21 protein-coding genes are annotated in these 20,196 nt (G+C 69.4%); 10 read left to right on the top strand and 11 right to left on the bottom strand.

Going from position 1 to position 20,196, the window contains the following annotated elements; all coding sequences use genetic code 11:
* Window positions 1–16 precede the first annotated feature (16 nt).
* The gene (locus ACWEIJ_RS35180) at window positions 17–616 is read left to right on the top strand and encodes a TetR/AcrR family transcriptional regulator (protein ID WP_449841566.1); all 600 of its coding nucleotides are present in this window, start codon (window positions 17–19) and stop codon (window positions 614–616) included.
* Here ACWEIJ_RS35180 and ACWEIJ_RS35175 read toward each other — a convergent pair.
* The 4 genes from ACWEIJ_RS35175 to ACWEIJ_RS35160 all read right to left on the bottom strand — a co-directional run bounded on the left by ACWEIJ_RS35175 (window position 606) and on the right by ACWEIJ_RS35160 (window position 4,923).
* Window positions 606–1,316, bottom strand: coding sequence for an alpha/beta fold hydrolase (locus ACWEIJ_RS35175; RefSeq protein ID WP_449841565.1), 711 nt, complete (start codon window positions 1,314–1,316; stop codon window positions 606–608). The two genes, ACWEIJ_RS35180 and ACWEIJ_RS35175, sit on opposite strands and share 11 nt — an antisense overlap.
* On the bottom strand, window positions 1,313–1,777 hold the full coding sequence (locus ACWEIJ_RS35170) for a hypothetical protein (RefSeq protein WP_449841564.1): 465 nt from the start codon (window positions 1,775–1,777) through the stop codon (window positions 1,313–1,315). Before ACWEIJ_RS35170 ends, ACWEIJ_RS35175 begins: the two co-directional genes overlap by 4 nt.
* A gap of 294 nt (window positions 1,778–2,071) precedes the next feature.
* Window positions 2,072–3,001: a hypothetical protein gene (locus ACWEIJ_RS35165; RefSeq protein ID WP_449841563.1), complete on the bottom strand. Its 930-nt coding sequence runs from the start codon at window positions 2,999–3,001 to the stop codon at window positions 2,072–2,074.
* A 299-nt stretch (window positions 3,002–3,300) separates the two neighbouring features.
* Window positions 3,301–4,923 (bottom strand): C39 family peptidase, encoded by a 1,623-nt coding sequence (locus tag ACWEIJ_RS35160; protein ID WP_449841562.1) that lies wholly within the window; start codon window positions 4,921–4,923, stop codon window positions 3,301–3,303.
* A gap of 87 nt (window positions 4,924–5,010) precedes the next feature.
* Between ACWEIJ_RS35160 and ACWEIJ_RS35155 the strand changes: the two genes are divergently transcribed.
* The 7 genes from ACWEIJ_RS35155 (at window position 5,011) to ACWEIJ_RS35125 (ending at window position 13,226) form a co-directional block, all read left to right on the top strand.
* On the top strand, window positions 5,011–7,530 hold the full coding sequence (locus ACWEIJ_RS35155) for a BTAD domain-containing putative transcriptional regulator (protein WP_449841561.1): 2,520 nt from the start codon (window positions 5,011–5,013) through the stop codon (window positions 7,528–7,530).
* A gap of 23 nt (window positions 7,531–7,553) precedes the next feature.
* A complete protein-coding gene (locus ACWEIJ_RS35150; RefSeq protein WP_449841560.1) occupies window positions 7,554–8,462 on the top strand; it encodes a LysR family transcriptional regulator in 909 nt (302 codons plus the stop codon).
* 116 nt (window positions 8,463–8,578) lie between these two features.
* Window positions 8,579–9,727, top strand: coding sequence for a CaiB/BaiF CoA transferase family protein (locus ACWEIJ_RS35145; protein ID WP_449841559.1), 1,149 nt, complete (start codon window positions 8,579–8,581; stop codon window positions 9,725–9,727).
* Window positions 9,724–10,467, top strand: coding sequence for a crotonase/enoyl-CoA hydratase family protein (locus ACWEIJ_RS35140; RefSeq protein WP_449841558.1), 744 nt, complete (start codon window positions 9,724–9,726; stop codon window positions 10,465–10,467). Before ACWEIJ_RS35145 ends, ACWEIJ_RS35140 begins: the two co-directional genes overlap by 4 nt.
* Before the next feature lies 1 nt (window position 10,468).
* Window positions 10,469–11,200, top strand: coding sequence for an acetoacetate decarboxylase (locus ACWEIJ_RS35135; protein ID WP_449841557.1), 732 nt, complete (start codon window positions 10,469–10,471; stop codon window positions 11,198–11,200).
* Window positions 11,197–12,033 carry a 3-hydroxyacyl-CoA dehydrogenase NAD-binding domain-containing protein gene (locus tag ACWEIJ_RS35130; protein ID WP_449841556.1) on the top strand — a complete coding sequence of 279 codons (837 nt, stop codon included), beginning with the start codon at window positions 11,197–11,199 and terminating at the stop codon, window positions 12,031–12,033. The genes ACWEIJ_RS35135 and ACWEIJ_RS35130 overlap by 4 nt, the downstream gene beginning before the upstream one ends.
* A gap of 2 nt (window positions 12,034–12,035) precedes the next feature.
* Complete coding sequence (locus tag ACWEIJ_RS35125; RefSeq protein ID WP_449841555.1) at window positions 12,036–13,226, top strand: acyl-CoA dehydrogenase family protein; 1,191 nt, start codon at window positions 12,036–12,038, stop codon at window positions 13,224–13,226.
* 4 nt (window positions 13,227–13,230) lie between these two features.
* Here ACWEIJ_RS35125 and ACWEIJ_RS35120 read toward each other — a convergent pair whose 3' ends face one another.
* The 5 genes from ACWEIJ_RS35120 to ACWEIJ_RS35100 are packed head-to-tail and all read right to left on the bottom strand — an operon-like array spanning window position 13,231 to window position 16,848.
* Complete coding sequence (locus ACWEIJ_RS35120; protein WP_449841554.1) at window positions 13,231–13,884, bottom strand: pyridoxine/pyridoxamine 5'-phosphate oxidase; 654 nt, start codon at window positions 13,882–13,884, stop codon at window positions 13,231–13,233.
* 1 nt (window position 13,885) lies between these two features.
* Complete coding sequence (locus ACWEIJ_RS35115) at window positions 13,886–14,914, bottom strand: ABC transporter ATP-binding protein (RefSeq protein WP_449841553.1); 1,029 nt, start codon at window positions 14,912–14,914, stop codon at window positions 13,886–13,888.
* Complete coding sequence (modB, locus tag ACWEIJ_RS35110) at window positions 14,911–15,696, bottom strand: molybdate ABC transporter permease subunit (protein WP_449841552.1); 786 nt, start codon at window positions 15,694–15,696, stop codon at window positions 14,911–14,913. The genes ACWEIJ_RS35115 and modB overlap by 4 nt, the downstream gene beginning before the upstream one ends.
* Window positions 15,693–16,430 carry a molybdate ABC transporter substrate-binding protein gene (modA, locus tag ACWEIJ_RS35105; protein ID WP_449841588.1) on the bottom strand — a complete coding sequence of 246 codons (738 nt, stop codon included), beginning with the start codon at window positions 16,428–16,430 and terminating at the stop codon, window positions 15,693–15,695. The genes modB and modA overlap by 4 nt, the downstream gene beginning before the upstream one ends.
* Before the next feature lie 19 nt (window positions 16,431–16,449).
* Window positions 16,450–16,848 carry a TOBE domain-containing protein gene (locus ACWEIJ_RS35100; RefSeq protein WP_449841551.1) on the bottom strand — a complete coding sequence of 133 codons (399 nt, stop codon included), beginning with the start codon at window positions 16,846–16,848 and terminating at the stop codon, window positions 16,450–16,452.
* Window positions 16,849–16,951: 103 nt separating this feature from the next.
* Here ACWEIJ_RS35100 and ACWEIJ_RS35095 point away from each other — a divergent pair, with 103 nt between their 5' ends.
* Window positions 16,952–17,107 (top strand): hypothetical protein, encoded by a 156-nt coding sequence (locus ACWEIJ_RS35095; protein WP_449841550.1) that lies wholly within the window; start codon window positions 16,952–16,954, stop codon window positions 17,105–17,107.
* Window positions 17,108–17,111: 4 nt separating this feature from the next.
* Here ACWEIJ_RS35095 and ACWEIJ_RS35090 read toward each other — a convergent pair whose 3' ends face one another.
* A complete protein-coding gene (locus ACWEIJ_RS35090) occupies window positions 17,112–18,077 on the bottom strand; it encodes an aldo/keto reductase (protein ID WP_449841549.1) in 966 nt (321 codons plus the stop codon).
* A gap of 156 nt (window positions 18,078–18,233) precedes the next feature.
* On the opposite strand from ACWEIJ_RS35090, the gene ACWEIJ_RS35085 reads away from it, so the two are divergent.
* Window positions 18,234–19,238 carry a polyprenyl synthetase family protein gene (locus ACWEIJ_RS35085; protein ID WP_449841548.1) on the top strand — a complete coding sequence of 335 codons (1,005 nt, stop codon included), beginning with the start codon at window positions 18,234–18,236 and terminating at the stop codon, window positions 19,236–19,238.
* Here the strand turns inward: ACWEIJ_RS35085 and ACWEIJ_RS35080 are convergent.
* Window positions 19,144–19,995 (bottom strand): NAD-dependent epimerase/dehydratase family protein, encoded by an 852-nt coding sequence (locus ACWEIJ_RS35080; RefSeq protein WP_449841547.1) that lies wholly within the window; start codon window positions 19,993–19,995, stop codon window positions 19,144–19,146. The genes ACWEIJ_RS35085 and ACWEIJ_RS35080 overlap by 95 nt on opposite strands.
* Between the last annotated feature and the right edge of the window lie 201 nt (window positions 19,996–20,196).

Genomic DNA, 20,196 nt, shown 5'->3' with positions numbered 1-20,196 from the left:
AGGCTAGGATGTGTGCGTGAGCCCACGTCGTTCCGTCGCCGACACCCTTGAGACGCGGCAGCGCATCCTGGAGCGGAGCCTTGCCATCGCCTCGGCGGAGGGTCTGGAGGGGCTGACGATCGGCAGGCTCGCCGACGAGCTGGGGATGAGCAAAGCCGGTCTGCTGGGCCACTTCGGCACGAAGGAAGGCCTTCAGCTCGCCGTGGTGGACGAGGCGGCGGCGGTCTTCTCGCGCGAGGTGCCCCAACGCGTCAAGCAGCTGCCGTCCGGACTGCCGCGGTTGAAGGCGGTCTGCGAGGCCTGGGTGTCCTATCTCGAACGCGAGGTGCTGCCCGGCGGGTGCTTCTTCACGGCCGCGACCACCGAGTTCGACGGGCGCAGCGGACGAGTCCGCGACGCGCTGGCGGGCATGAACGCGTTGTGGCGCAGGGATTTGCGCATCCACATCCGCCGCGCGATCAGCGACGGCGACCTGGCCCGGGACACCGACGTCGACCAGCTGATCTACGAGATCGTCGGGATCATGCTGGCGCTCAACCACTTCCTGCAGCTGGAGCACGACGCCGCCGCCCCGGCCAGGGCCCGCAAGGCGCTCGGCCGGCTGTTCAGCGGGTGATGAAGTCGTTGATGATCGCGGCGACCTCCGCGGGCCGCTCGTAGACCATGCCGTGCGTCGCGTCGATCTCGCGCACCTCGACGTCGGGGCACACCAGCGGCAGGTCGCGGCGAAGGCCCGCGCGGTGGGCGTCCATCAACGGCACGAGCTCCGGTGGCACCGGCAGGTTCTTCGTGGCCAGCACGAGCAGGAACGGCACCGTCACGCCCGCGAACACCGGCAGGGCGTCCGCGAACTCCGGCGATCTCCGCAGCGCCGAGGTGATCTCGCGGTTCGGGCGCGTGATCATCTCCTCCTGCGCGGTGAAGATCGCGTTCAGCTTCGCGAGAGGCTCCTCGACGTCGTCGAGCCCCGCGTAGTTGGCCGGATCCGTTGCGGCGGAACGGTGCCCGTCCAGGCTCACGACACCGGGGCAGTCGGGATGGCGGCGCGCCCACATCCCGGCGAGGATGCCGCCGAGCGAGTGCCCGACGACGAACGGTGTGCTCAGCCCGGACGCCGTGGACTCGATGTCGTCCAGCACCGCGTCCCAGTCCCACGGCCCGTCCGGCGACTGGCCGTGACCGCGCAGATCGACCGCCACGCATCGCCCGTTCAGTTGCGGCGCAACGACATCCCAGGCCGACCTGTCGCCTCCGGCGCCGTGCAGCAACAGGATCGGCGGGCCGTCGCCACCGTGGTCGTGGGCAGCCAGTTTCACGATTCTCTCCGGTGGTCGAGGCGGGCGCGGATCGAGGCGACGGTGACGCCGCCGTCGGGGTGACGCGAGAGTTTGTTGCGGCTCACCAGGTCGTGGACTCCCTGACGCGTGATGCCGAGCATCGCGCCGGCCACCCCGAACGACACGCCCTCCCTGCTCGGATGACCGGCCCGGCGGGCGGTCACGCGGCCCAGCGGCGTCGTCCACCACGCGTCGGGCGGGTCGAACGGGGCGTCGCCGGGGTGGAGGACGGTCATCAGGCGGATGGCGGTCTGCCGGGCCAGCGCGTCGTCGGGGCCCAGCAGCTGGGCCGCCCACATTTCGGCGTCGGCTTCGACGGACTGCCGCAGGCCGGTGAGATCGGCCTGCGGCAGCAGGATCTCCAGCGGGTCGAGCAGGCGGCTCGTCACGAGCCGGATCAGGTCGTCCCGCAGGTCCACGTGCTCCGAGGTGGTCGCCACTTGACAGACGATAGCAAGTACTTGACGCCCAGCGTCAAGTACCCCCGGTGCACTCACTCGTTCGAGTGTTGACATAAACTTGAGATAAGCACCGCTGAGCGCCCCTTCTGGGGCGCTCAGTTCATTGCTGCGCCTTTCTTCGGTTGGTGGCTGACGCCAATCGAAAGGCGCTTGACTCAGTTGGGCAAACAGATGACGAAGCGTGCTTCAAATAATTCAACAGGTGGTGAATTACGTGTTCGGAATCGGTGGCGAAGGAGGCAGCGGTGGAGCAGACGACAAGTGAGCACCGTCTTACTTGATGTCCAGCTTCATGCCTACTCGTGAGCCGGTGCTTATCGCATCGGCCACGAGCCTGATCTCCTCGCGTCCGCCGTCGTTGATGTGCCGCTGAATGGAGTACCGTTCGGTGCCCGACTTCAGGCCCACGCTGTCGTAAAAGCTGCTGAAGCCGGGCGGCAGCACCACCGTGTACTCGAGGTGCTCCGGGCCGGGGCTGAACTTCTTGACGAATTGCTCGGGCGCGCCCTGGATGAACGGCAGGCATTTCGCGGGCCATCGAAATTCGGCTTCCAGGCGGATCTCGGTACCGCTCGACGCGGGTTCGCTCAAATGCACCATGACCTTCAGGCGCCCTCTGCTCAGCCAGCAGGTGGTGACGTCGAAGCGGCTTCCGCCCTCCCCTTCGTCCTCGACGCTGCGCACGCGGGCGTCGACTCCTCGCCGGTGCTTCTCGGGCCACTCCCAGTTCGGGCCTTCCCAGAACGTGAGGAAGTCCAGCGCTTCGCAGTCCGAGACGGCGGTGAACGTGATCGTCTCCACGGTGTCGCCGTTCGCCTCGATCTGGACCACCTGGTGCCAGTCCGAGATGTGCCACGTGTAGTCGCACCGTTCGTGGAGCAGGTCGCAGTAATGCCGCAGGAGCCGCTCATCCCGTTCGGTCTGGCGTCGCCACTCAAGCTTGTTGGCGACAAGAAGAACGAACAGGCCCAGAACGGCCACCGTCACGGCGGCGACGCCGGTCGTGCGGACGCCGTTCTGCGTCATCGTCGCGCCGAGTATTCCACTTGTCGCAAGAATTACCAGCATGCCTTCCGCGATGCCGATGACGCCGGCGTGGAGCACGTAGGACCGCAGTGCCTCGACCACTGGGTCCAGAACCGCGACTGATCCGGCTTTTGGCGGCTTGCGGCCTGCCCTGTGTATGTTCGCCCCGAACGTCATTGGCTACATCCTCGTGACCCCCTTGGCGGGTGCACCCGCTGCTGGTTCGTAACGGTACTTCCGGGGCGAGTGCCGACGATCAGGTTCACGCGAACGGGCAGGGTGAGTCTGCTCCGGACCGGTGATGTTCTGACTCGCCATTCAGGATTGAGTTAGAATCTGTGCCGCGATGGATTTTGTGGCCATTTTTTGTCCAGTGCACCCGTTCGGCACAAGCGAGCTGTCACTGGAACGGCCCAACCCTCCTACCCGCGGTGTGCACGGGCAGGAGGAGCAGGGCCGTCGTTGGTCTCAGCGGATCAGGCCGCCCACATCTGCACAGGCGCGATGTAGCTCCACGTGTAGAGCTGGTTCGCGCCGTCGTAGCTGCCGTCCGTGCCCGCGCCATAGGTGTCGTGGACGTAGAACGACCCGTTGTCGTGGTACCCGATCACCACGGACAGGTGGCCGGCGGTCGAGCCCCACGAACCGCTCATGATGACGAACTTGCCCTGATCGAGGAACGCGCGGACCTGGGCCGGGGTGAAGTTGCCCTGCTGGACGGCGGCGCCGTTGCGGGCCAGGAAGTCGCGTTCGGACTCCCAGGAGGCGCACGGTCGGGCCGGGTTGCCGCCGCAGTAGTAGCCGGTGATCCAGCCGTGGGCGCCCTTCCAGCTGCCGGTGCGCGACCAGTCGTTCATCGTGCGGTTGAAGGTGGTGCCGGCATTGGTGAACTCGTCGGTGATGTAGCGGCCCCACTTCGACCAGTGCGAGAACGGCTGCGAGACCTGCACGCCGAACTCGTTGGGCAGCTGGTAGGTGACGAGGTCGATCACCGCGCTGGTCGGGCCGCAGGAGGAGTTGCCGTTGAAGTCGTTGCGGGTGTCCCACAGCTGGTGGACGTACTCCGCGCGGTTCAGCCTGCCCATCGTGGTGACCTGGCCGTCCAGCGTCGCGGCCTTGAGGCCCGTCGCCTTCAGGTAACCCTTCTGCGGGCTGCCGACGACGGCCTCTGAGCCGTTGATGCCGGTCAGGGCGTAGTTGAACGACAGACCCTCGACGACCCGCGAGGTCTGGTGCGTCGCCAGGTCCTGGACGTAGACGCCGTTGAAGCCGTCGAACTGGTTCGGGCCGAGCTTCTTGTCGGACACGCAGCCCATGACCTCGTACGCGACGTGCGCGCCATCGGCGCTCCACACCGCGCTGCGGTAGTGGTGCTTCGTCTCGCCGACCAACGAGCGGATCTCGCCGTTCTCGGTGGCCAGGCCCAGGTACTGCGGCCCGGAGCCGCCGCAGCGGTAGATCTCGTTGTGCTTGATGAAGCTGACGTGCCGCTGGCCCTTGACGTCGACCAGCTTGAAATCGCGGTACAGGGACGTGGAGTCGCTGCTGAGCAACGGCTTCGCGGCACCGGACTTCACGTCGAAACGGACCAGCGAGCCGACGTACGTGCTGTCGTCGGCCGCGTCCGGGTGTTGCACGGCCAGCAGGCCGGTGCCGTCGGAGGTGAAGCCGAGCAGCTGGGGTGCGCGGCCCTTCAGCCTGCCGACGGTGACGCCGTCGACGACGACGTTCTCGCCGTCGGCGTAGGCGAGCGTCGGACCGTTGAACACCGCTGACGTGATGGCGCCGCGTGCGACGAAACGGGTCTTGCCGTAGCGGTCGACCGTGTGCAGGGTCCTGCCGACCGTGCCGTCGAAGTCGGAGATGACGGCTGATTCTGAACCATCAGCAGAAGACGACGAACGGACCGTGTATGCGGGATCGCTCACGTTGAAGGTGGCTCTTTTGACGCCACCGACGAACACGTCGTAACCGTCGGCGGAACGGACGGCGCGCGACTGGGACGGGCTCTCGGAGTAGGGCTCGACGGCCTGAGCAGGGGACACGGCGGCGGCCAGGGTGCCGAGTGCCACCACCAGGGCCAGTGAGGTCTTCGTCATGGCTCAAACGTCATGCCGCGTGGCATGTGTCCGGTATGCATCCGGTAGTTACGATCGGGAGTTGTGGAGTTCCGGGTGCTTGGGCCGGTGGAGTGTTACGCCGACGACGGCGTGCGCGTGGGTCTTGGTCCGCCCAAGCAACGGGCCGTGCTCGCGCTGCTGCTCGCCCAGCCGGGGCGGGTGCTGTCGGTCGACCGGCTGATCAGCGTGCTGTGGGACGACGCGCCGCCCAAGACCGCGTTGAAGAACCTGCAGGTCTACGTCTACCAGCTGCGCAAGATCGTCGGCTCGCGGCTGCTGTCGCGCGCGCCCGGCTACCTGATGTCGATCGACCCGGCCGAGCTCGACCTCACCCGGTTCACCGAGCTGCTCGACGTCGCCCGCAGGGAACGCACCCCGCAGCGCTACCGGGAGGCGCTCGCGTTGTGGCGCGGGCCCGCGCTGGCGGATCTCGCCGCCTCCGGGCTCTTGCGCGGGGTCGTCGCCCAGCTGGAGGAGCTGCGGCTGGCCGCGCGGGTCGAGTGCGCGGAGGCCGAGCTGGACCTCGGGCGGCACGTGGAGATCGTCGCGGACCTCAACGAGTGGGTGCGTGAGCACCCGTTGCACGAACGCCTGCGCGAGCAGCAGATGGTCGCGCTGCACCGTGCGGGACGGCCGGCCGAGGCGCTGGCCGCCTACCAGGAGTGCCGCCGGGTCCTGCAGGACGAGCTGGGCGTCGAGCCGGGCGAGTCGCTGCGGCGGCTGCAGGCCGAGATCCTGCGGGCCAAACCCGTTGGCACGTCGGCGATCCGGCAGCTGCCACCGGACGTGGTCACGTTCGCGGGACGGTCGCGCGAGCTGAACCTGATCAAGGCTCAGCCGCGCCAGGACCGGGTCGCGGTGTGCGTGATCACCGGGCAGGCGGGCATCGGCAAGTCGGCGCTGGCCGTGCGGGCGGCGCACGAGATCGCGGCGCAGTTCCCGGACGGCCAGCTGTACGCGGACCTGTCCGACGGTGCCTCCGACCGGATCCTGAGCCAGTTCCTGCGGGCGCTCGGCGAACGTCCCGGTGACGAGGAGGCCTTGCGCTACCGCTCGCTCACGGCGTCGCGGCGGCTGCTCGTGGTGCTGGACAACGTTGCCACCGCGGCGCAGGTCAAACGCCTGCTGCCGACCGGCCCCGGCTCGGCCGTGCTGATCACCTCACGCCGTCCGCTCGCCTCGCTGCACGGCGCGTCGTACGTGAAGCTCGGCGCCCTGCCGCTGGAAGAGGCGTCTCAGCTGCTCGCCGGCGTCGCCGGAAAGGTCGGCGACGCAACGGAACTCGTGCGCTGGTGCGGAGGACTGCCGCTGGCGCTGCGCATCGCGGGCGCCCGGCTCGCCGCGCGTCCACAGTGGACCGCGGCACTGCTCGCCGCCCGGCTGGCGGACGAGACGCGGAGGCTCGACGAGCTGCGGCTCGGCGACGTCGCGGTGCGGTCGGCGTTCGAGGTCAGCTACGCCGAGCTCGGCTCTCCTGCCGTGGCACGGGTCTTCCGGCTGCTGGGCCTGCTGGACGGCCCGGACTTCGCGGTGGCGGCGGCACGGGCGCTGACCGACGTGCCGGACGTCGAGGAGCTGCTCGCCGAACTGGCCGACGCGCACCTGGTCGAGGAACCGGTGCCCGGCCGGTTCGCCCTGCACGATCTGCTGCGGTTGTTCGCGCGGGAGCGGTGCCGCGCCTCTGAGTCGTCCGCCGAGCGGTCGCTGGCACTGGAACGGCTGCACAAGCACTACCTGGAGGCACTGGCGGACAACCCGGCGGATCTCTGGCTCGCCGAGGAGCGCGACAACCTGATCGCCGCTGCCCACCAGGCCTCCCCGGCCGACGCGATCGCGTTCGCCGCCGGGCTCTCGTGGTACTTCCGCCGCCGTTCCGAGGTGGCGGACTGGGCCGCGCTCAACACCCTGGCCCTGGAGGCCGCGAGGACGCTGGGCGACGTGCGCGCGGAAGCATTGGCGTTGAAGGAGCTCGGTGCCGCGTGCGAGCGCGGCTTCAAGTTCGCCGAGGCGCAGCAGCACTGGACCGAGGCCCTCGCCCTGGCCCGCTCACTCGGCGACCGGCAGCTCGAAGCCGTGACGCTCAACAACCTCGGCATCGTGCACTGGCGCCGTCGTGAGCTGCCCGCCGCGGTCACGTCGCTGGAGGCCTCGCTGACGTTGCGCGAGGAGCTGTCCGACGCGCAGGGCGCGGCCTACGTGCGCACCAACCTCGGCCTGGTCCACGCCGCCCTCGGCGATCTCCCGGCCGCTTTGGGTTGCTACGAGGAGACGTTGACGACGTTCCGCGCGTGCGGCGACCGGTCCGGCGAACTGCACGCGCTGGCGAACATGGCCGACGCACACCGCCAGATGGGCTCGCTGGACCGCGCTCTGGAACTCGCCGAGGAAGCGCTGCAGCTGGCGCGTTCGGTGGGGGACAGGCAGATCGAGGCGGGCGTGCTGGTCGATCGCGGCATCGTGCACGAGCTGGCGGGACGCGCCGACGAGGCGAAGTCGTCGTACCGCGAGGCCGTGGAGCTGTCGCGGCGCATCGGGTTCCGGTGGGGTGAGTCCGAGGCCTCACGGCGGCTGACCGGCCTGGGCTGACCGGGCGCCCTAGTCTGGATCACGTGGAACTGCTGCACCTCAGGTACTTCGTCGCGGTCGCGGAGGAGCTCAACTTCTCGGCGGCGGCGCGGAAACTGCACATGGCCGCCTCTCCGCTGAGCCAGCGGATCAAGGACCTCGAACACGAGCTGGGCCGGCAGCTGTTCGACCGCAGCACGCATCACGTGGCGCTGACGCCCGCCGGGAACGCGCTGCTGCCGATCGCGCGGGACGTGCTCGACCGGGTCGGGTCGATCAGGTGGCGGCTCGACGAGGCCACGAAACCCACCAGGACGACGGTGTTCGTCGGCATGCCAGCCGGCGTCCACCCGGCGTTGCGGGAGCGGCTCACGCTGCTGGCCGAGCGCGTGCACGAGCGGTTCGAGGTCAAGCGGTGGCCCGGTACGACCACGGACCTGGTCGCGGCGGTGAAGGACGGGAAGCTCGCGCTCACGCTGGCACGGTTGCCCGTGCAGGAGGCCTCTCTCGACACCCTGCACGTGATGACGGAACGCCTCGGCGCCGTGGTTCCGGCGGACCAGTTCGAGGGACGTGACTCGGTCAAATTGGCCGACCTGACCGATCTCGCCTACGCGAAGGCGCCCGAGGAAATCATGCCCGCGTATTTCGAGCAGCTCGACCGGCAATTGCACGAGCTGGGCATCAAAAAGCGCATCCAGCTGAGCAACACCGGCTACCAGGGCACGTCGGAGATCGTGTCCAGCGGGCTCGGGTTCTCCGTCTCGATGCTGGACGAGGACAGCTCGATGCGCGGCTACCGGCTGGAGAACATGGCGGTGCTGCCGTTCGAGGACTTCCGCGCCCAGCTCGACACCGGGTTGCTGTGGCGGCGCGACCGCGGCACCGAGGGTGATCTCAAGGAGCTCGTCGAGACCGCCCGCGAGGTTTTCGCGGAACCGATCGCGAAATAGGAAATGGTATGACCGCTGTGGTCATACCATTGTTCGCGACATGATCGTTCCCTTTCGCTGAATTCGCCACTAGCTTCGGTGGTGCAAGCAGGAAGCAAGGTGCGAAAGGACGAACGATGAAGGACATCACCGCCGGTCCGCTGGACGGCGTGCGGGTGATCGACCTCTCGACCGTGGTGATGGGCCCGTACGCGGCCCAGATCCTCGGAGACCTCGGCGCCGACGTGATCAAGATCGAGTCGCCTGTGGACACCGTCCGCAACGGCCGCTACCGCACCACGCCGGGCATGACGCCGCTGAGCCTCAACGTGAACCGGAACAAGCGCAGCGTCGCCCTGAACCTCAAGGACGAAGAGGACCGCGAGAAGGCCCTCAAGCTGATCGACACGGCCGACGTGCTGATCACCAACATGCGACCGGGCGCTCTGAGCAGGCTCGGCCTCGACTACGCCGACGTCGCCGAGCGCAACCCCGGCCTGATCTACGCCCACGCGCAGGGGTTCCGCAGCGACTCCGACCGCGCCGGCATCGCCGCCTACGACGAGACGATCCAGGGCGCGTCCGGCCTGGTCGACCTCGCGAACCGCGCGATCGGGCGGCCCGTCTACCTGCCGACGATCATCGGCGACAAGGTCTCCTCGCTGACCATCGCCTACAGCGTGCTCGCCGCGCTCGTGCACCGGAACGCCACCGGCGAGGGCCAGCGCGTCGAGATCCCGATGGCCGACACGATGATCGCGTTCAACCTGGTCGAGCACCTCGCGGGCCACGCGTTCGTGCCGGAGGAGGGGCCGACCGGGTTCAACCTCTCGATGGCCAAGGGGCATCACGCCGTGCACACCAAGGACGGCCTCGCCTGCGTCGTGCCCTACAGCCCGCAGAACTTCCGCGACTTCTTCGCCGCCGCGCAGCGCGCCGACCTGGTCGAGGACCCGCGCGTGGCCGGTGACCACCTCGACCCGGCCGACACCGACGACCTGATGGCCCTCATCGACGAGTGCGCGCCGGCGTTGACCACCGAGGAGTGGGCCGAGGTGTGCGTGAAGCACAGCATCCCGTTCGGGCCGGTGCTGGAGCTCGACAAGGCGCACGAGGACGACTACGTCCGCGACGGCCACCTGCTCGACGTCGTGCAGCACCCCACCGAGGGCGCCGTCCGCTCGATCGGCATCCCCGTCCGGTTCTCCGCCACGCCCGCCACCGTCCGCCGCCTGGCCCCGCTGCCGGGGCAGGACACCGCTGAGGTTCTCAAGGAGTTGGCATGAACGAGGTTCGCACCGAACGCATCGGTTCGGCTCTGCTGATCACCATCGACCGGCCGCAGGCGCGCAACGCCGTCAACGCGGCGGTCGCCGCGGGGCTCGCCGCCGCGCTGGACGAGCTGGAGGCCACCCCCGAACTCCGCGTCGGCGTGCTCACCGGGGCGGGCGGCAGCTTCAGCGCCGGCATGGACCTCAAGGCCGCGCTGCAGGGCGAGTCGCCGGAGATCCCCGGCCGCGGCCTCGGCGGGCTCACCGAAGCCGAGCTCACCAAGCCGGTGATCGCCGCGGTCGAGGGGTTCGCGCTGGGCGGAGGGTTCGAGCTGGCACTGGGCTGCGACCTGATCGTCGCCGCCGAGGACGCGAAGTTCGGGCTGCCGGAGGTCAAGCGCGGCCTGATCGCCGCGGGCGGGGGAGTCGTCCGCCTGCCGCAACGGATCCCCTACCACCTCGCGATGGAGATCCTGCTGACCGGCGAACCGGTCGACGGCCGCCGCGCGGGCGCGCTCGGCATCGCCAACCGGGTCGTGCCGAACGGCGAGGCCGCCGCGGTCGCGTTGCAGCTGGCGGAGCAGATCGCCCTGAACGCACCGCTGGCGCTGGCCGCCGTGAAGAACGTGGTGCGGTCGCGGGATCCCTGGGCCGCGCAACGCACCGAGAGCGCGAAGCTGATGACCACGGCCGACGTCCGCGAGGGCATGACCGCGTTCGCCGAGCGCCGCGCTCCACAGTGGACAGGACGTTGACATGCCCAAAATGCAACTCGGCATCACACCTCTGACCGCACCGGCGTTTCCCGCCGTGCAGCCGCGGTTCTACGACCGCGAGTACCTGAACATCGTGTACCGGACCGATCCGGAGGCGATGCGGGCCGTCGTCCCGGCGCCACTGGAGATCGACGAGCCGCTCGTCCGGTTCGAGGTCATGAAGATGAACGACGTCACCGGTTACGGCCCCTACACCGAGGCCGGTCAGGCGATCCAGGTCGTCTTCGACGGCGAACGCGGCGAGTACCTGCACGCGATGTACCTGGACAGCTTCGCCGCCACCGCGTCCGGCCGCGAGGTCAGCGCCTACCCGAAGGTGATGGGCTCGCCGAAGCTCTACGCCGACAACGGCGCGCTGGTCGGCACGCTCGACTACGGCACGTTGCGGGTGGCCACGGCGACCATGGGTTACAAGCACTTCGAGCTGGACCGCCGGGACGCCGAGGCGGAGATCACGGTTCCGACCTTCATGCTGAAGACCATCCCGGACTACGACGGTTCGTTGCGGGTGCAGGAGCTCGTGCGCACGGAGATCACCGACGTCGTGGTCAAGCAGGCCTACACCGGCCCGGCGCGGTTGCAGCTGTTCCAGCACGTCCTCGCGCCGCTCGCCGACCTCCCGGTGCTGGAGGTCGTGTCCGCCAGCCACATCATCACCGACCTGACGCTCGCTCCCGCCAAGCCGGTCCACAACTACTTGGAGGAAGCATGACCACCGTCGCAGTTGTCGGGGCCGGCGTGATCGGCCTGTCCTGGGCCAGGTTGTTCGTCGAGCACGGGATGACCGTGCGGGTCACCGACCCCCGGCCGGACCTCGCGGACGTCGTCCCGGACGGTGTGCGGGTGGCGGCGAGCGTCGCGGAAGCCGTGCGGGACGCGGACTTCGTGCAGGAGAACGGCCCGGAGAACCTGGAGTTCAAGAAGGCCCTGTTCGCCGAGCTCGTCCGAGAGGCTCCGGCCCACGCCCTGCTGCTCAGCTCGTCGTCGGCGATCCCGTCGACCGCGTTCACCGAGGGCATCGACGGCTCGCGCGTCCTGATCGGACACCCGTTCAACCCGCCGCACGTGATCCCGCTGGTCGAGGTCGTGCCCGGTGAGCAGACTTCCGAGGAGTCCGTGGCCAAGGCCGTGGAGTTCTACCGCTCGCTCGGCCGCACGCCGGTCGTGGAACGCAAGGAGATCCCCGGCTTCGTCGGCAACCGGCTGCAGGCCGCGCTTTCCCGCGAAGCCGCCTACCTGGTCGAACAGGGCGTGGTGACGCCCGCCGACCTGGACGCCGTCGTCACGAACTCGCTCGGCATCCGCTGGGCCACGGTCGGCCCGTTCCTCGGCGCCCACCTCGGTGGCGGCCCCGGCGGCTACCGGCACCTCGCCGGGCACATCGGCAAGTCCATGCAGGGCCTGGCCCTCGGCACCCCGTCCGACAACCCCGAAAAGCTCATCGAAGCAGTCGAAAGCGCTTACGGCTCCTCCACGTACTCGGCACTGGCCGAGACGCGCGACCGCAAGCAGCTCGCCGTCCTGACGGCATTGGAGGAGAACTGATCATGGAACGTCTGGAAGACCAGCTCGTCGCCGACTTCTACAACTACGAGGCCCTGCTCAGCGACGAGGAGCGCAAGATCCTGCTGAGCGCCCGCGAGTTCATGACCACCGAGATCAAGCCGATGGTCAACGAGTACTGGGCGCGCGGCGAGTTCCCGCCCGAGCTGATCGACAAGTTCCGCGGCGCCGGCCTCACCGCGCTGTCGTACGAGGGCTACGGCGAACACCCCGCCGCCGTCAGCAACCTGCTCACCGGCATGCTCGCGATGGAGCTGACCCGCACCGACGCGTCGGTCGCCACGTTCTTCGGCGTCCACAACGGACTCGCGATGTACTCGATCTACGCGGGCGGCGACCAGGAACAGCGCGACCGGTGGCTGCCCGCCATGGCCGCGATGGACAAGATCGGCGCGTTCGCGATGACCGAACCGCTCGGCGGCTCCGACGTGGCGGGCGGCATGCGCACCACCGCGCGCCGCGACGGCGACACGTGGATCCTCAACGGCGCCAAGAAGTGGATCGGCAACGCCACCTTCGCCGACTACGTCGTCGTGTGGGCCCGTGACGAGGAGGACGACCACGTCAAGGGGTTCGTCGTCGAGAAGGGCACGCCCGGCTTCGTCGCGGAGAAGATCGAGGGCAAGATCGCGTTCCGGATCGTGGAGAACGCCGAGATCACCCTGACCGACGTCCGCGTGCCCGAGGCGAACCGGTTGCAGCGCATCAACTCGTTCCGCGACGTCGCGGAGATCCTGCGCGCCACCCGCGGCGGCGTCGCCTGGCAGGCGCTCGGCGTGATGATCGGCGCCTACGAGCTGGCCCTGGCCTACGCCGGGGAGCGCAAGCAGTTCGGCCGCCCGATCGCCCGCTTCCAGATGGTGCAGGACCTGCTGGTGAAGTCGCTCGGCAACATCACCGCCTCCTGGGGCATGCTCGTGCAGCTCGCGAAGCTGCAGGACGCGGGCATCTTCCAGGACGAGCACTCGTCGCTCGCCAAGGCGTTCGTCACCTCTCGGATGCGCGAGGTCGTCGCCTGGAGCCGCGAGATCCTGGGCGGCAACGGCATCGTGCTCGGCTACGACGTGGCCCGCTTCTTCGCCGACGCGGAGGCCATCTACTCGTTCGAGGGCACCCGTGAGATGAACACCCTGATCGTCGGCAAGGCGATCACCGGCCAGAGCGCCTTCGTGTGAGCCGCTAAGGCCAGAGCAACTCGCGCGTCCAGTGCGATCCGCCTTCGCGGACGTACTGGACGCGCACGTGTTTGCGGGCCGTGTCGCCCTGCCAGAACTCGACCTCGTCCGCCGCCAGGTGGTACAGCGTCCACGCCGGAGCAACGGTGTCCGGTGCGTTCTCGACCCGCTCGACCGACTCGGCGAGCGCGGTGTCGAGCTCCGCGCGGTCGGTCAGCCGGTCGCTCTGCCGTCCCAGCAAAGCGTTTGCGCGGGCGCTGGGGGAGCGGGCGAGGAAGTCCCGCGCGCTGTCCTCACCGTTGGCCACGCCGACCGCGCCCCGCACCCGCACCTGACGGCCGAGCGCCGGCCAGTAGAACGTGAGCGCGGCCCAGGGCGTGTTCGCGAGCTCCTTGCCCTTGCGGCTCACCGCGCTCGACGCGAAGTGCCACACGCCGCCGGCCAGGTCCTTGAGGATCAGCACCCGCGCGGACGGACGGCCGACGGGGTCCACAGTGGACAGCGTCAGGGCGTGCGGTTCGACCACGCCGGCCTTGATCGCGTCCGCCAGCCACGTGCCGAACAGCTCGTCCGGGTCCGAGGGTGCGTCGGCGGGATCGAACGCGGGCAACGGCCCGGCGAGCGACGGCAGGCCACGCAGCAGGTCAGCGACAGTCATGTCACCGAGGATAGGTGTGGATCTCGGTGGCCTTCAGCGAAACCCACAGAGTGGTACCGGGCTGAAGCCGCAGCTCGGCCATCGTGGCGGTGGTGATGTCCGCGAGCACGGCGGGGGAGCCGCCGAGATCGACGCGGGTCGTGTGGGCGTGCTGCTCGACCCCGGACACGACGGCCTGCCAGGTGTTTCTCGGACTTCCGGCGGGCCTCGACGGGAACAGGCTCACCGCGGACGGCGGGAACACCACGTGCACCGGGCCCTGAGCAGGCTCGGCGATCGTCAACGTGCCGCCCTCGTCGAGCCGGACCTCGGTGCCGGAGGCGACCCCGCGGTAGAAGTTGAGGCCGACGAGCTGCGCGACGTAGTCGGTGCGCGGCTGCTTGACCACCTCACGCGGCGTGCCCTGCTGCACGACGCGGCCGTCCTCCAGGATGACGATCCGGTCGGCGAGCACCATCGCGTCCAACGGGTCGTGCGTGACCAGCAACGTGTGGCCGGGGTAGTCCGCCAGGTGCCTGCCGAGGTCCGAACGCACGCGCAGGCGGGTGGCGGCGTCCAACGCGGCCAGCGGTTCGTCGAGGAGCAGCAGTTCGGGGGAGGTGGCGAGGGCGCGGGCGAGGGCGACGCGTTGCGCCTGGCCGCCGGAGAGCGTGCGGGGCCTGGCCCTGGCGAAGTCCGCGAGCCCGACCTGGCCGAGCCACCGCAGTGCGGCGGCGTTGGCCTCGGCCTTGCGGGTGCCGCGGGCGCGCAGGCCGAACGCGACGTTGTCGAGCGCGCTCATGTGCGCGAAGAGCAGGTAGTCCTGGAACACCACGCCGATCGGGCGTTTCTCGGCGGGCAGACCGTCCCAGGTGGACTCGCCGACCCGGACGCGGCCGCCCGGCAGCAGACCGGCGAGAGCGCGCAGGGCGGTGGTCTTGCCGGCGCCGTTGGGGCCCAGGAGCGCCACGACCTCGCCCGGTTCGACGGTGAGGTCGAGGGAGAGCGCGAAACCGGCGCGCTCGACGTCGAGTTGCGCGTGCAGGGTCATGACGGCCCGCTGATCCACTTGTCGCGCAGCCCCGCCAGCACCGCGACGGACACCAGGAGCAGCACGATGCTGAGCACGATCGCGGCGTCCGGGTCGCTCTCCAGCGCCAGGTAGACGGCCAGCGGCATGGTGGTCGTCCGGCCGGGGAAGTTGCCGGCGAACGTGATCGTGGCGCCGAACTCGCCGAGCGCCCGCGCCCAGCACAGCACGGTTCCGGCGACGACCCCCGGCAGCACGCCCGGCAGCGTCACGCGGCGGAACGTCAGCCACCGCGAGGCTCCCAGCGTGGCGGCGGCCTCCTCGTAACGCGGGTCGGCGGCCCTGAGCGCGCCCTCGACCGAGATCACCAGGAACGGCATCGCCACGAACGCCTCCGCGAGCACGACTCCCGCCGTGGTGAAGGGGAGCGAGATCCCGAACCACTGGTCGAGGTACTGGCCGGCCACTCCGCGCCGCCCGAGCACCAGCAGCAACGCCACCCCGCCCACCACGGGTGGCAGGACCAGCGGCACGGTCACGAGAGCGCGCAGCAGCCCCCGTCCCGGCAGGTCGCTGCGCGCGAGCAACCACGCGAGCGGCACGCCGAGGACGAGGCAGACGAGGGTGGCGAGCGACGCGCAGACCAGTGAGAGCCGCAGCGCCTGCCCGACCTCCGCGCTGAACAGCTGGGACGGCAGGGTCGCCCACGGCGCCTTGACGAGCAGCCCCGCCAGCGGCACGAGCAGGAACGCCAGCCCGAGGACCGCGGGCAGGACCAGGACGACCGGCAGCCGGGACCTCACGGCGCCGCGAAACCCGCCTCGGAGAGCACCTTCCTGCCCTTCTCCGACAGCACGTAGTCGACGAAAGCCTTGGCGGCCAACGGGTTCGGCGCCTTCGCCAGCGGTGCGATGGGGTAGTCGTTGACCGCGGTGGCGGCCTCGGGGAAGTCCTCGCCCTCGACCTTCTCCCCGGCGGCGCGAACGTCCGTGCGGTAGACGAGCGCCGCGTCGACCTCACCCAGCGACACCTTGGTCAGCGCGGCCTTCACGTCCTGCTCCAGCGTGTCCGGCGCGGGCGTGATCTTCGCGGCCTCGAACACCTTCTCGGCCGCCGCCCCGCACGGCACCTGCTCCGCGCACAACGCGATCTTCAGGTCGGCCCTGGCGAAGTCGGCGAGCCCGGTGACCTTGCCGGGGTTGCCCTTGGGCACCGCGATCTGCAGCGTGTTCTTCACGAACGTCGTCGGTATCGCCGTGACCGCACCCGTGTCGGTCACCTGCTTCATGTTGGCGGGCGCCGCGGACGCGAAGACGTCGGCGGGCGCACCCTGGTTGATCTGCTGCGCCAGCGCCGAGCTGCCCGCGAAGTTGAAGGTGACCTTCACGCCGGGGTGCGCGGCCTCGAACTCCGCCCCCAGCTTCTTGAACGACTCGGTCAGCGACGCCGCCGCGAACACCGCGATCTGGCCGGTGACCCCGGAACCGTTCGTCGCGGGAGCCGGGGATCCGCAGCCGGCCAGCAGCAACGCCGTCATCGCGAGGACCACGCGCAACTCAAGCCTCCGGGATCTCGACGACGACGTGGGTGGACTTGATGGAGGCGACCGCGACGCTGCCGACCTCGAGGCCGAGCTCGTCCGCGGACTCGCGGCTCATCAGCGACGTGATGCGGAACGGCCCGGCCTGCATGTCGACCTGGGCCATGACGCCGTCCTTGACGACGCGCGTGACGATGCCCTTCATCCGGTTGCGCGCAGAGGCCGCGACCGTGACGCCGGGCTCGGCCACCTCGGTCATCTTCTGGGCGAACTCGGCCAGCTCGATGCCGCTCACGCCCTTGCGCCCGTTGTCCAGCACGACGGACTGAAGGCGTCCCTGGTCGATCCACCGGCGCAGGGTGTCGTCACTGACCCCGAGCAGCGCGGCGGCTTCGCTGATCCGCAGATTCGGCACGAACGGGAGTGTATGTCCGCGTTTGCGGAACTCTCAACTCTTTCGGGAGACACGCGTAACCTGTCGAATTGAAGAATTCTTCAATTCGACAGGTTGTGGTGCCGTGAACGAGTTCAGGGACAACCTCCTCGCCCGCATCGCGCAGGCGGAGGAAGCCGTGCGCCTGGCGAACGAACGGCGGGACACGTACGCCGCCGAGACGCACGGCGCCGACCTCGCCAACCTCCGCCGGCTCGCCGCAGAGCACGGGGTGAAGTGACGCGCTAGACGTGCCCGGCGATGCGGTGCGGTTCGTACGCGGACTCCAGCAGCCGCACCTCGTCGTCGGTCAGTTCCACGTCCAGCGACGCCACCGCGTCGTCGAGGTGCGCGGGCTTGGTCACGCCGACGATCGGGGCGGTGACGACCGGGTTGCGGTGCAGCCACGCCAGCGCGACCTGGGCCCGTGACACGCCACGAGCGGCCGCGACCTCGGCCACCCGCTCGACGATCGCGCGGTCCGAGTCGACGTACAAAGTGGACCCGAACTCGTCGGTCTCGGTGCGGGCGGTCGTGGCGTCCCAGTCGCGGGTGAGGCGGCCGCGGGCCAGCGGGCTCCACGGGATCACGGCGACGCCCTGGTCCGCGCACAACGGCAGCATCTCGCGTTCCTCCTCGCGGTAGAGGAGGTTGTAGTGGTTCTGCATCGACACGAACCGCGTCCAGCCGTTCTCCCGTTGCGTGAACAACGCCTTGGCGAACTGCCACGCGTACATGGACGACGCGCCGATGTAGCGGGCCTTGCCGGACTTCACCACGTCGTGCAGCGCTTCCAGCGTCTCCTCCAGCGGGACGGACGCGTCGAAGCGGTGGATCTGGTACAGGTCGACGTAGTCGGTGCCCAGGCGCTGCAACGAGTTGTCGATCTCGGCGAAGATCGCCTTGCGGGAGAGCCCGGCGCCGTTCACGCCGGCGCGCATGCGGCCGTGCACCTTCGTGGCGAGCACGATCTCCTCGCGGCGCGCGAAGTCGCGCAGCGCGCGGCCGGTGATCTCCTCCGACGAACCTGCGGAGTAGACGTTCGCGGTGTCGAAGAAGTTGATCCCGGCCTCGACGGCGGCCTTGATGAACGGCCGGGACTCCTCCTCCGGCATCGACCACGCGTGGTTGCCCAGCGACGGGTCTCCGTAACTCATCATGCCGAGGCAGATCTCGGACACGTCCATGCCGGCGAGCTTGGTGTAACGCACGGTCAGCCCCTCAGGAAAGCAAACGATCACGGTCGGGTGACGCTGACGACACCCCGTTCAACATCAACCTAGTCGCGCTCGCCGGATCGTGCCCGTCTTCAACACGACAGTGGCAACTGTGCGGTGACACCTGACGTGCGGGTTTAGCGTCCTCGTGTGACGAGCATCGAGGTGGTCGCGGCGCCGCAGGACGTGCTGGCGTGGAGCCGCGCCATGGTCGACGCACCGCTGAAATCCGCGATCGCGACGCTTCCGGACGAAACGCGCGAGGTGGTGGAGTACAACCGGTCGGACTTCTCGACGGCCGCGTTCGCGCTGCTCGCCGCAGACTGCATCGGTGACGCCACCATGGCGATCCAGGTCGCGACCGCACTTGAGCTCGCCGTCCAGCACGAACAGCTGCACGCCGACCTGATGACACGTGCGGTGAGCCGCGGTCACCAGCCGAGCGCGTGGGTGGAGTTCGGTGACGACCGCGCGGTCTCCGCCGCCGACGCACTGCTCACGCTCGCCTTCGCGCAGCTCGGCACGCCCGAGGTGATGATCCTCAACGCCGCCTTGCTGTCCGTTGTGGACGGTTATGTCCAGGAAGCCGAGATGGACGAACGCGACGACGTCGACATCGCCGAGCACCTGGGCGTGGCGGCGGCGAAGCACTCGGCGCTGACGGCGTGCGCGTGCGAGCTCGGCGCGCTGGCCGCCGGGGCGAGCCGGAGCCAGGCCGGCCACCTCGGGGAGTTCGGCGACGACGTCGGCCTGGCGCGCAAGCACGTGGACGACGTCCTGGCCATCTGGGGTGGCGCGCAGGTCAGCGGACGACCGCTCTACGACGACCTCGCCCACCGCCGCCGCACGCTGCCGGTGGTCGCCGCGATCAACGCGGGCACGGACGTCTACGCCACCGACGCGTCACCACAGGAGCTGGCCGTGCTGGTCGAGCGGGCGGGCGGCCGGAAGTGGTGCGAGCAGCAGGCCGAACTGCTGCTCGCCCGCGCCCTGCACCACCTGCGGCAGGCGGGGCCCAGGGCGCGGGCGGCGGACGAGCTGTTCGGGCTCGCCAGGGAGGTCACGACCGCCAGGTGTGCACCGGCTCGAACCCCAGCACCCGCCGTGCCTTCTCAATCGACAGCAGCGTCTCGTGAGGACCGAACTCCCTCTTGATCGGCACGCCCGGGTAGACCTCCGCGACCAGCTCGTCGTTCGGCGTCGTCATGCACGTGTCGGCGTTCGCGATGATGAACACGTCGAAGCCCGTCGCGTTGTGTGCCAACGCTTTGCGCACGGCCTGAGCACCGTCCCGTGCGTCGATGTACGACCAGAGGTTCCACTTGCGCGCGAGAGGGTCGGCGTCGAACGGGAAGCGCTCGTAGTCGTGCGGCTCCATCACGTTCGAGAACCGCAAACCGATGATCTTCATCTCCGGCTCCCAGCGGCAGAACTGCTGGGCGAGCGTCTCGTCCACCAGCTTGCCCAGCGAGTACGACGTCTCCGGCCGTCCCGCGTACTCCTCGTCGATCGGGATGTACGGCGGGGGAGTGTCGAACGGCAGCCCGAGCACCGTCTCGCTGGACGCCCACACGACGTTGCGCACCTTGGCGAGCCGTGCCGCGGCGAACACGTTGTACGTGCTGGTCACGTTGTTGTGGAACGTTTTGGCGTTGGGCGCCACGCCCGGACCGGGGATCGCCGCGAGGTGCACCACCGCGTCGAGCCCGTCGTACCGGTCGTCGATCCCGCTGATCGCCTCGGCGACCTGGCCGTAGTCGGTCAGGTCGACGCGGGTGAACTCGCCGCCCTGAGCCGCCGGGGGAGTGGCCTGGTCGAGGTTGTGGACCTCCCAGCCGTGCTCCAGCAGGTCGGCCACGACAGCGCGCCCGAGCTTGCCGCTGCCACCGGTCACCGCGACACGTTGAGTCATGGGCCGAATGCTGCCACACCGTCCTGATCGGACGCGAATGGAAGTCCGCCGAATATTCCGCTCGGGTTGTCCACGTGCGGAAATCGCCCGGGCGGCGCATTGATGGCGTCAAATGCGTCGGTACTGTGGGCGTGTGACGCGCCGCCTTTTCCGAGCGCTCCTCGTCCTTTTGATGATGACGTGCGCACTCGTTTCCCACGG

This window comes from Lentzea sp. NPDC004789 (genome assembly GCF_053601075.1).
Note: the sequence above shows the minus strand (reverse complement) of the source record. Positions and strands in the feature narration are given on the sequence as shown.

Excerpts from the sequence above, each read along its gene's own strand:
- ACWEIJ_RS35145 (WP_449841559.1), top strand. The coding sequence starts at position 8,579 with ATGAAGGACATCACCGCCGGTCCGCTGGACGGCGTGCGGGTGATCGAC.
- ACWEIJ_RS35135 (WP_449841557.1), top strand. The coding sequence starts at position 10,469 with ATGCCCAAAATGCAACTCGGCATCACACCTCTGACCGCACCGGCGTTT.
- ACWEIJ_RS35160 (WP_449841562.1), bottom strand. The coding sequence starts at position 4,923 with ATGACGAAGACCTCACTGGCCCTGGTGGTGGCACTCGGCACCCTGGCC.
- ACWEIJ_RS35165 (WP_449841563.1), bottom strand. The coding sequence starts at position 3,001 with ATGACGTTCGGGGCGAACATACACAGGGCAGGCCGCAAGCCGCCAAAA.
- modA (WP_449841588.1), bottom strand. The coding sequence starts at position 16,430 with ATGACGGCGTTGCTGCTGGCCGGCTGCGGATCCCCGGCTCCCGCGACG.
- ACWEIJ_RS35120 (WP_449841554.1), bottom strand. The coding sequence starts at position 13,884 with ATGACTGTCGCTGACCTGCTGCGTGGCCTGCCGTCGCTCGCCGGGCCG.
- ACWEIJ_RS35140 (WP_449841558.1), top strand. The coding sequence starts at position 9,724 with ATGAACGAGGTTCGCACCGAACGCATCGGTTCGGCTCTGCTGATCACC.
- ACWEIJ_RS35080 (WP_449841547.1), bottom strand. The coding sequence starts at position 19,995 with ATGACTCAACGTGTCGCGGTGACCGGTGGCAGCGGCAAGCTCGGGCGC.
- ACWEIJ_RS35115 (WP_449841553.1), bottom strand. The coding sequence starts at position 14,914 with ATGACCCTGCACGCGCAACTCGACGTCGAGCGCGCCGGTTTCGCGCTC.
- ACWEIJ_RS35125 (WP_449841555.1), top strand. The coding sequence starts at position 12,036 with ATGGAACGTCTGGAAGACCAGCTCGTCGCCGACTTCTACAACTACGAG.
- ACWEIJ_RS35130 (WP_449841556.1), top strand. The coding sequence starts at position 11,197 with ATGACCACCGTCGCAGTTGTCGGGGCCGGCGTGATCGGCCTGTCCTGG.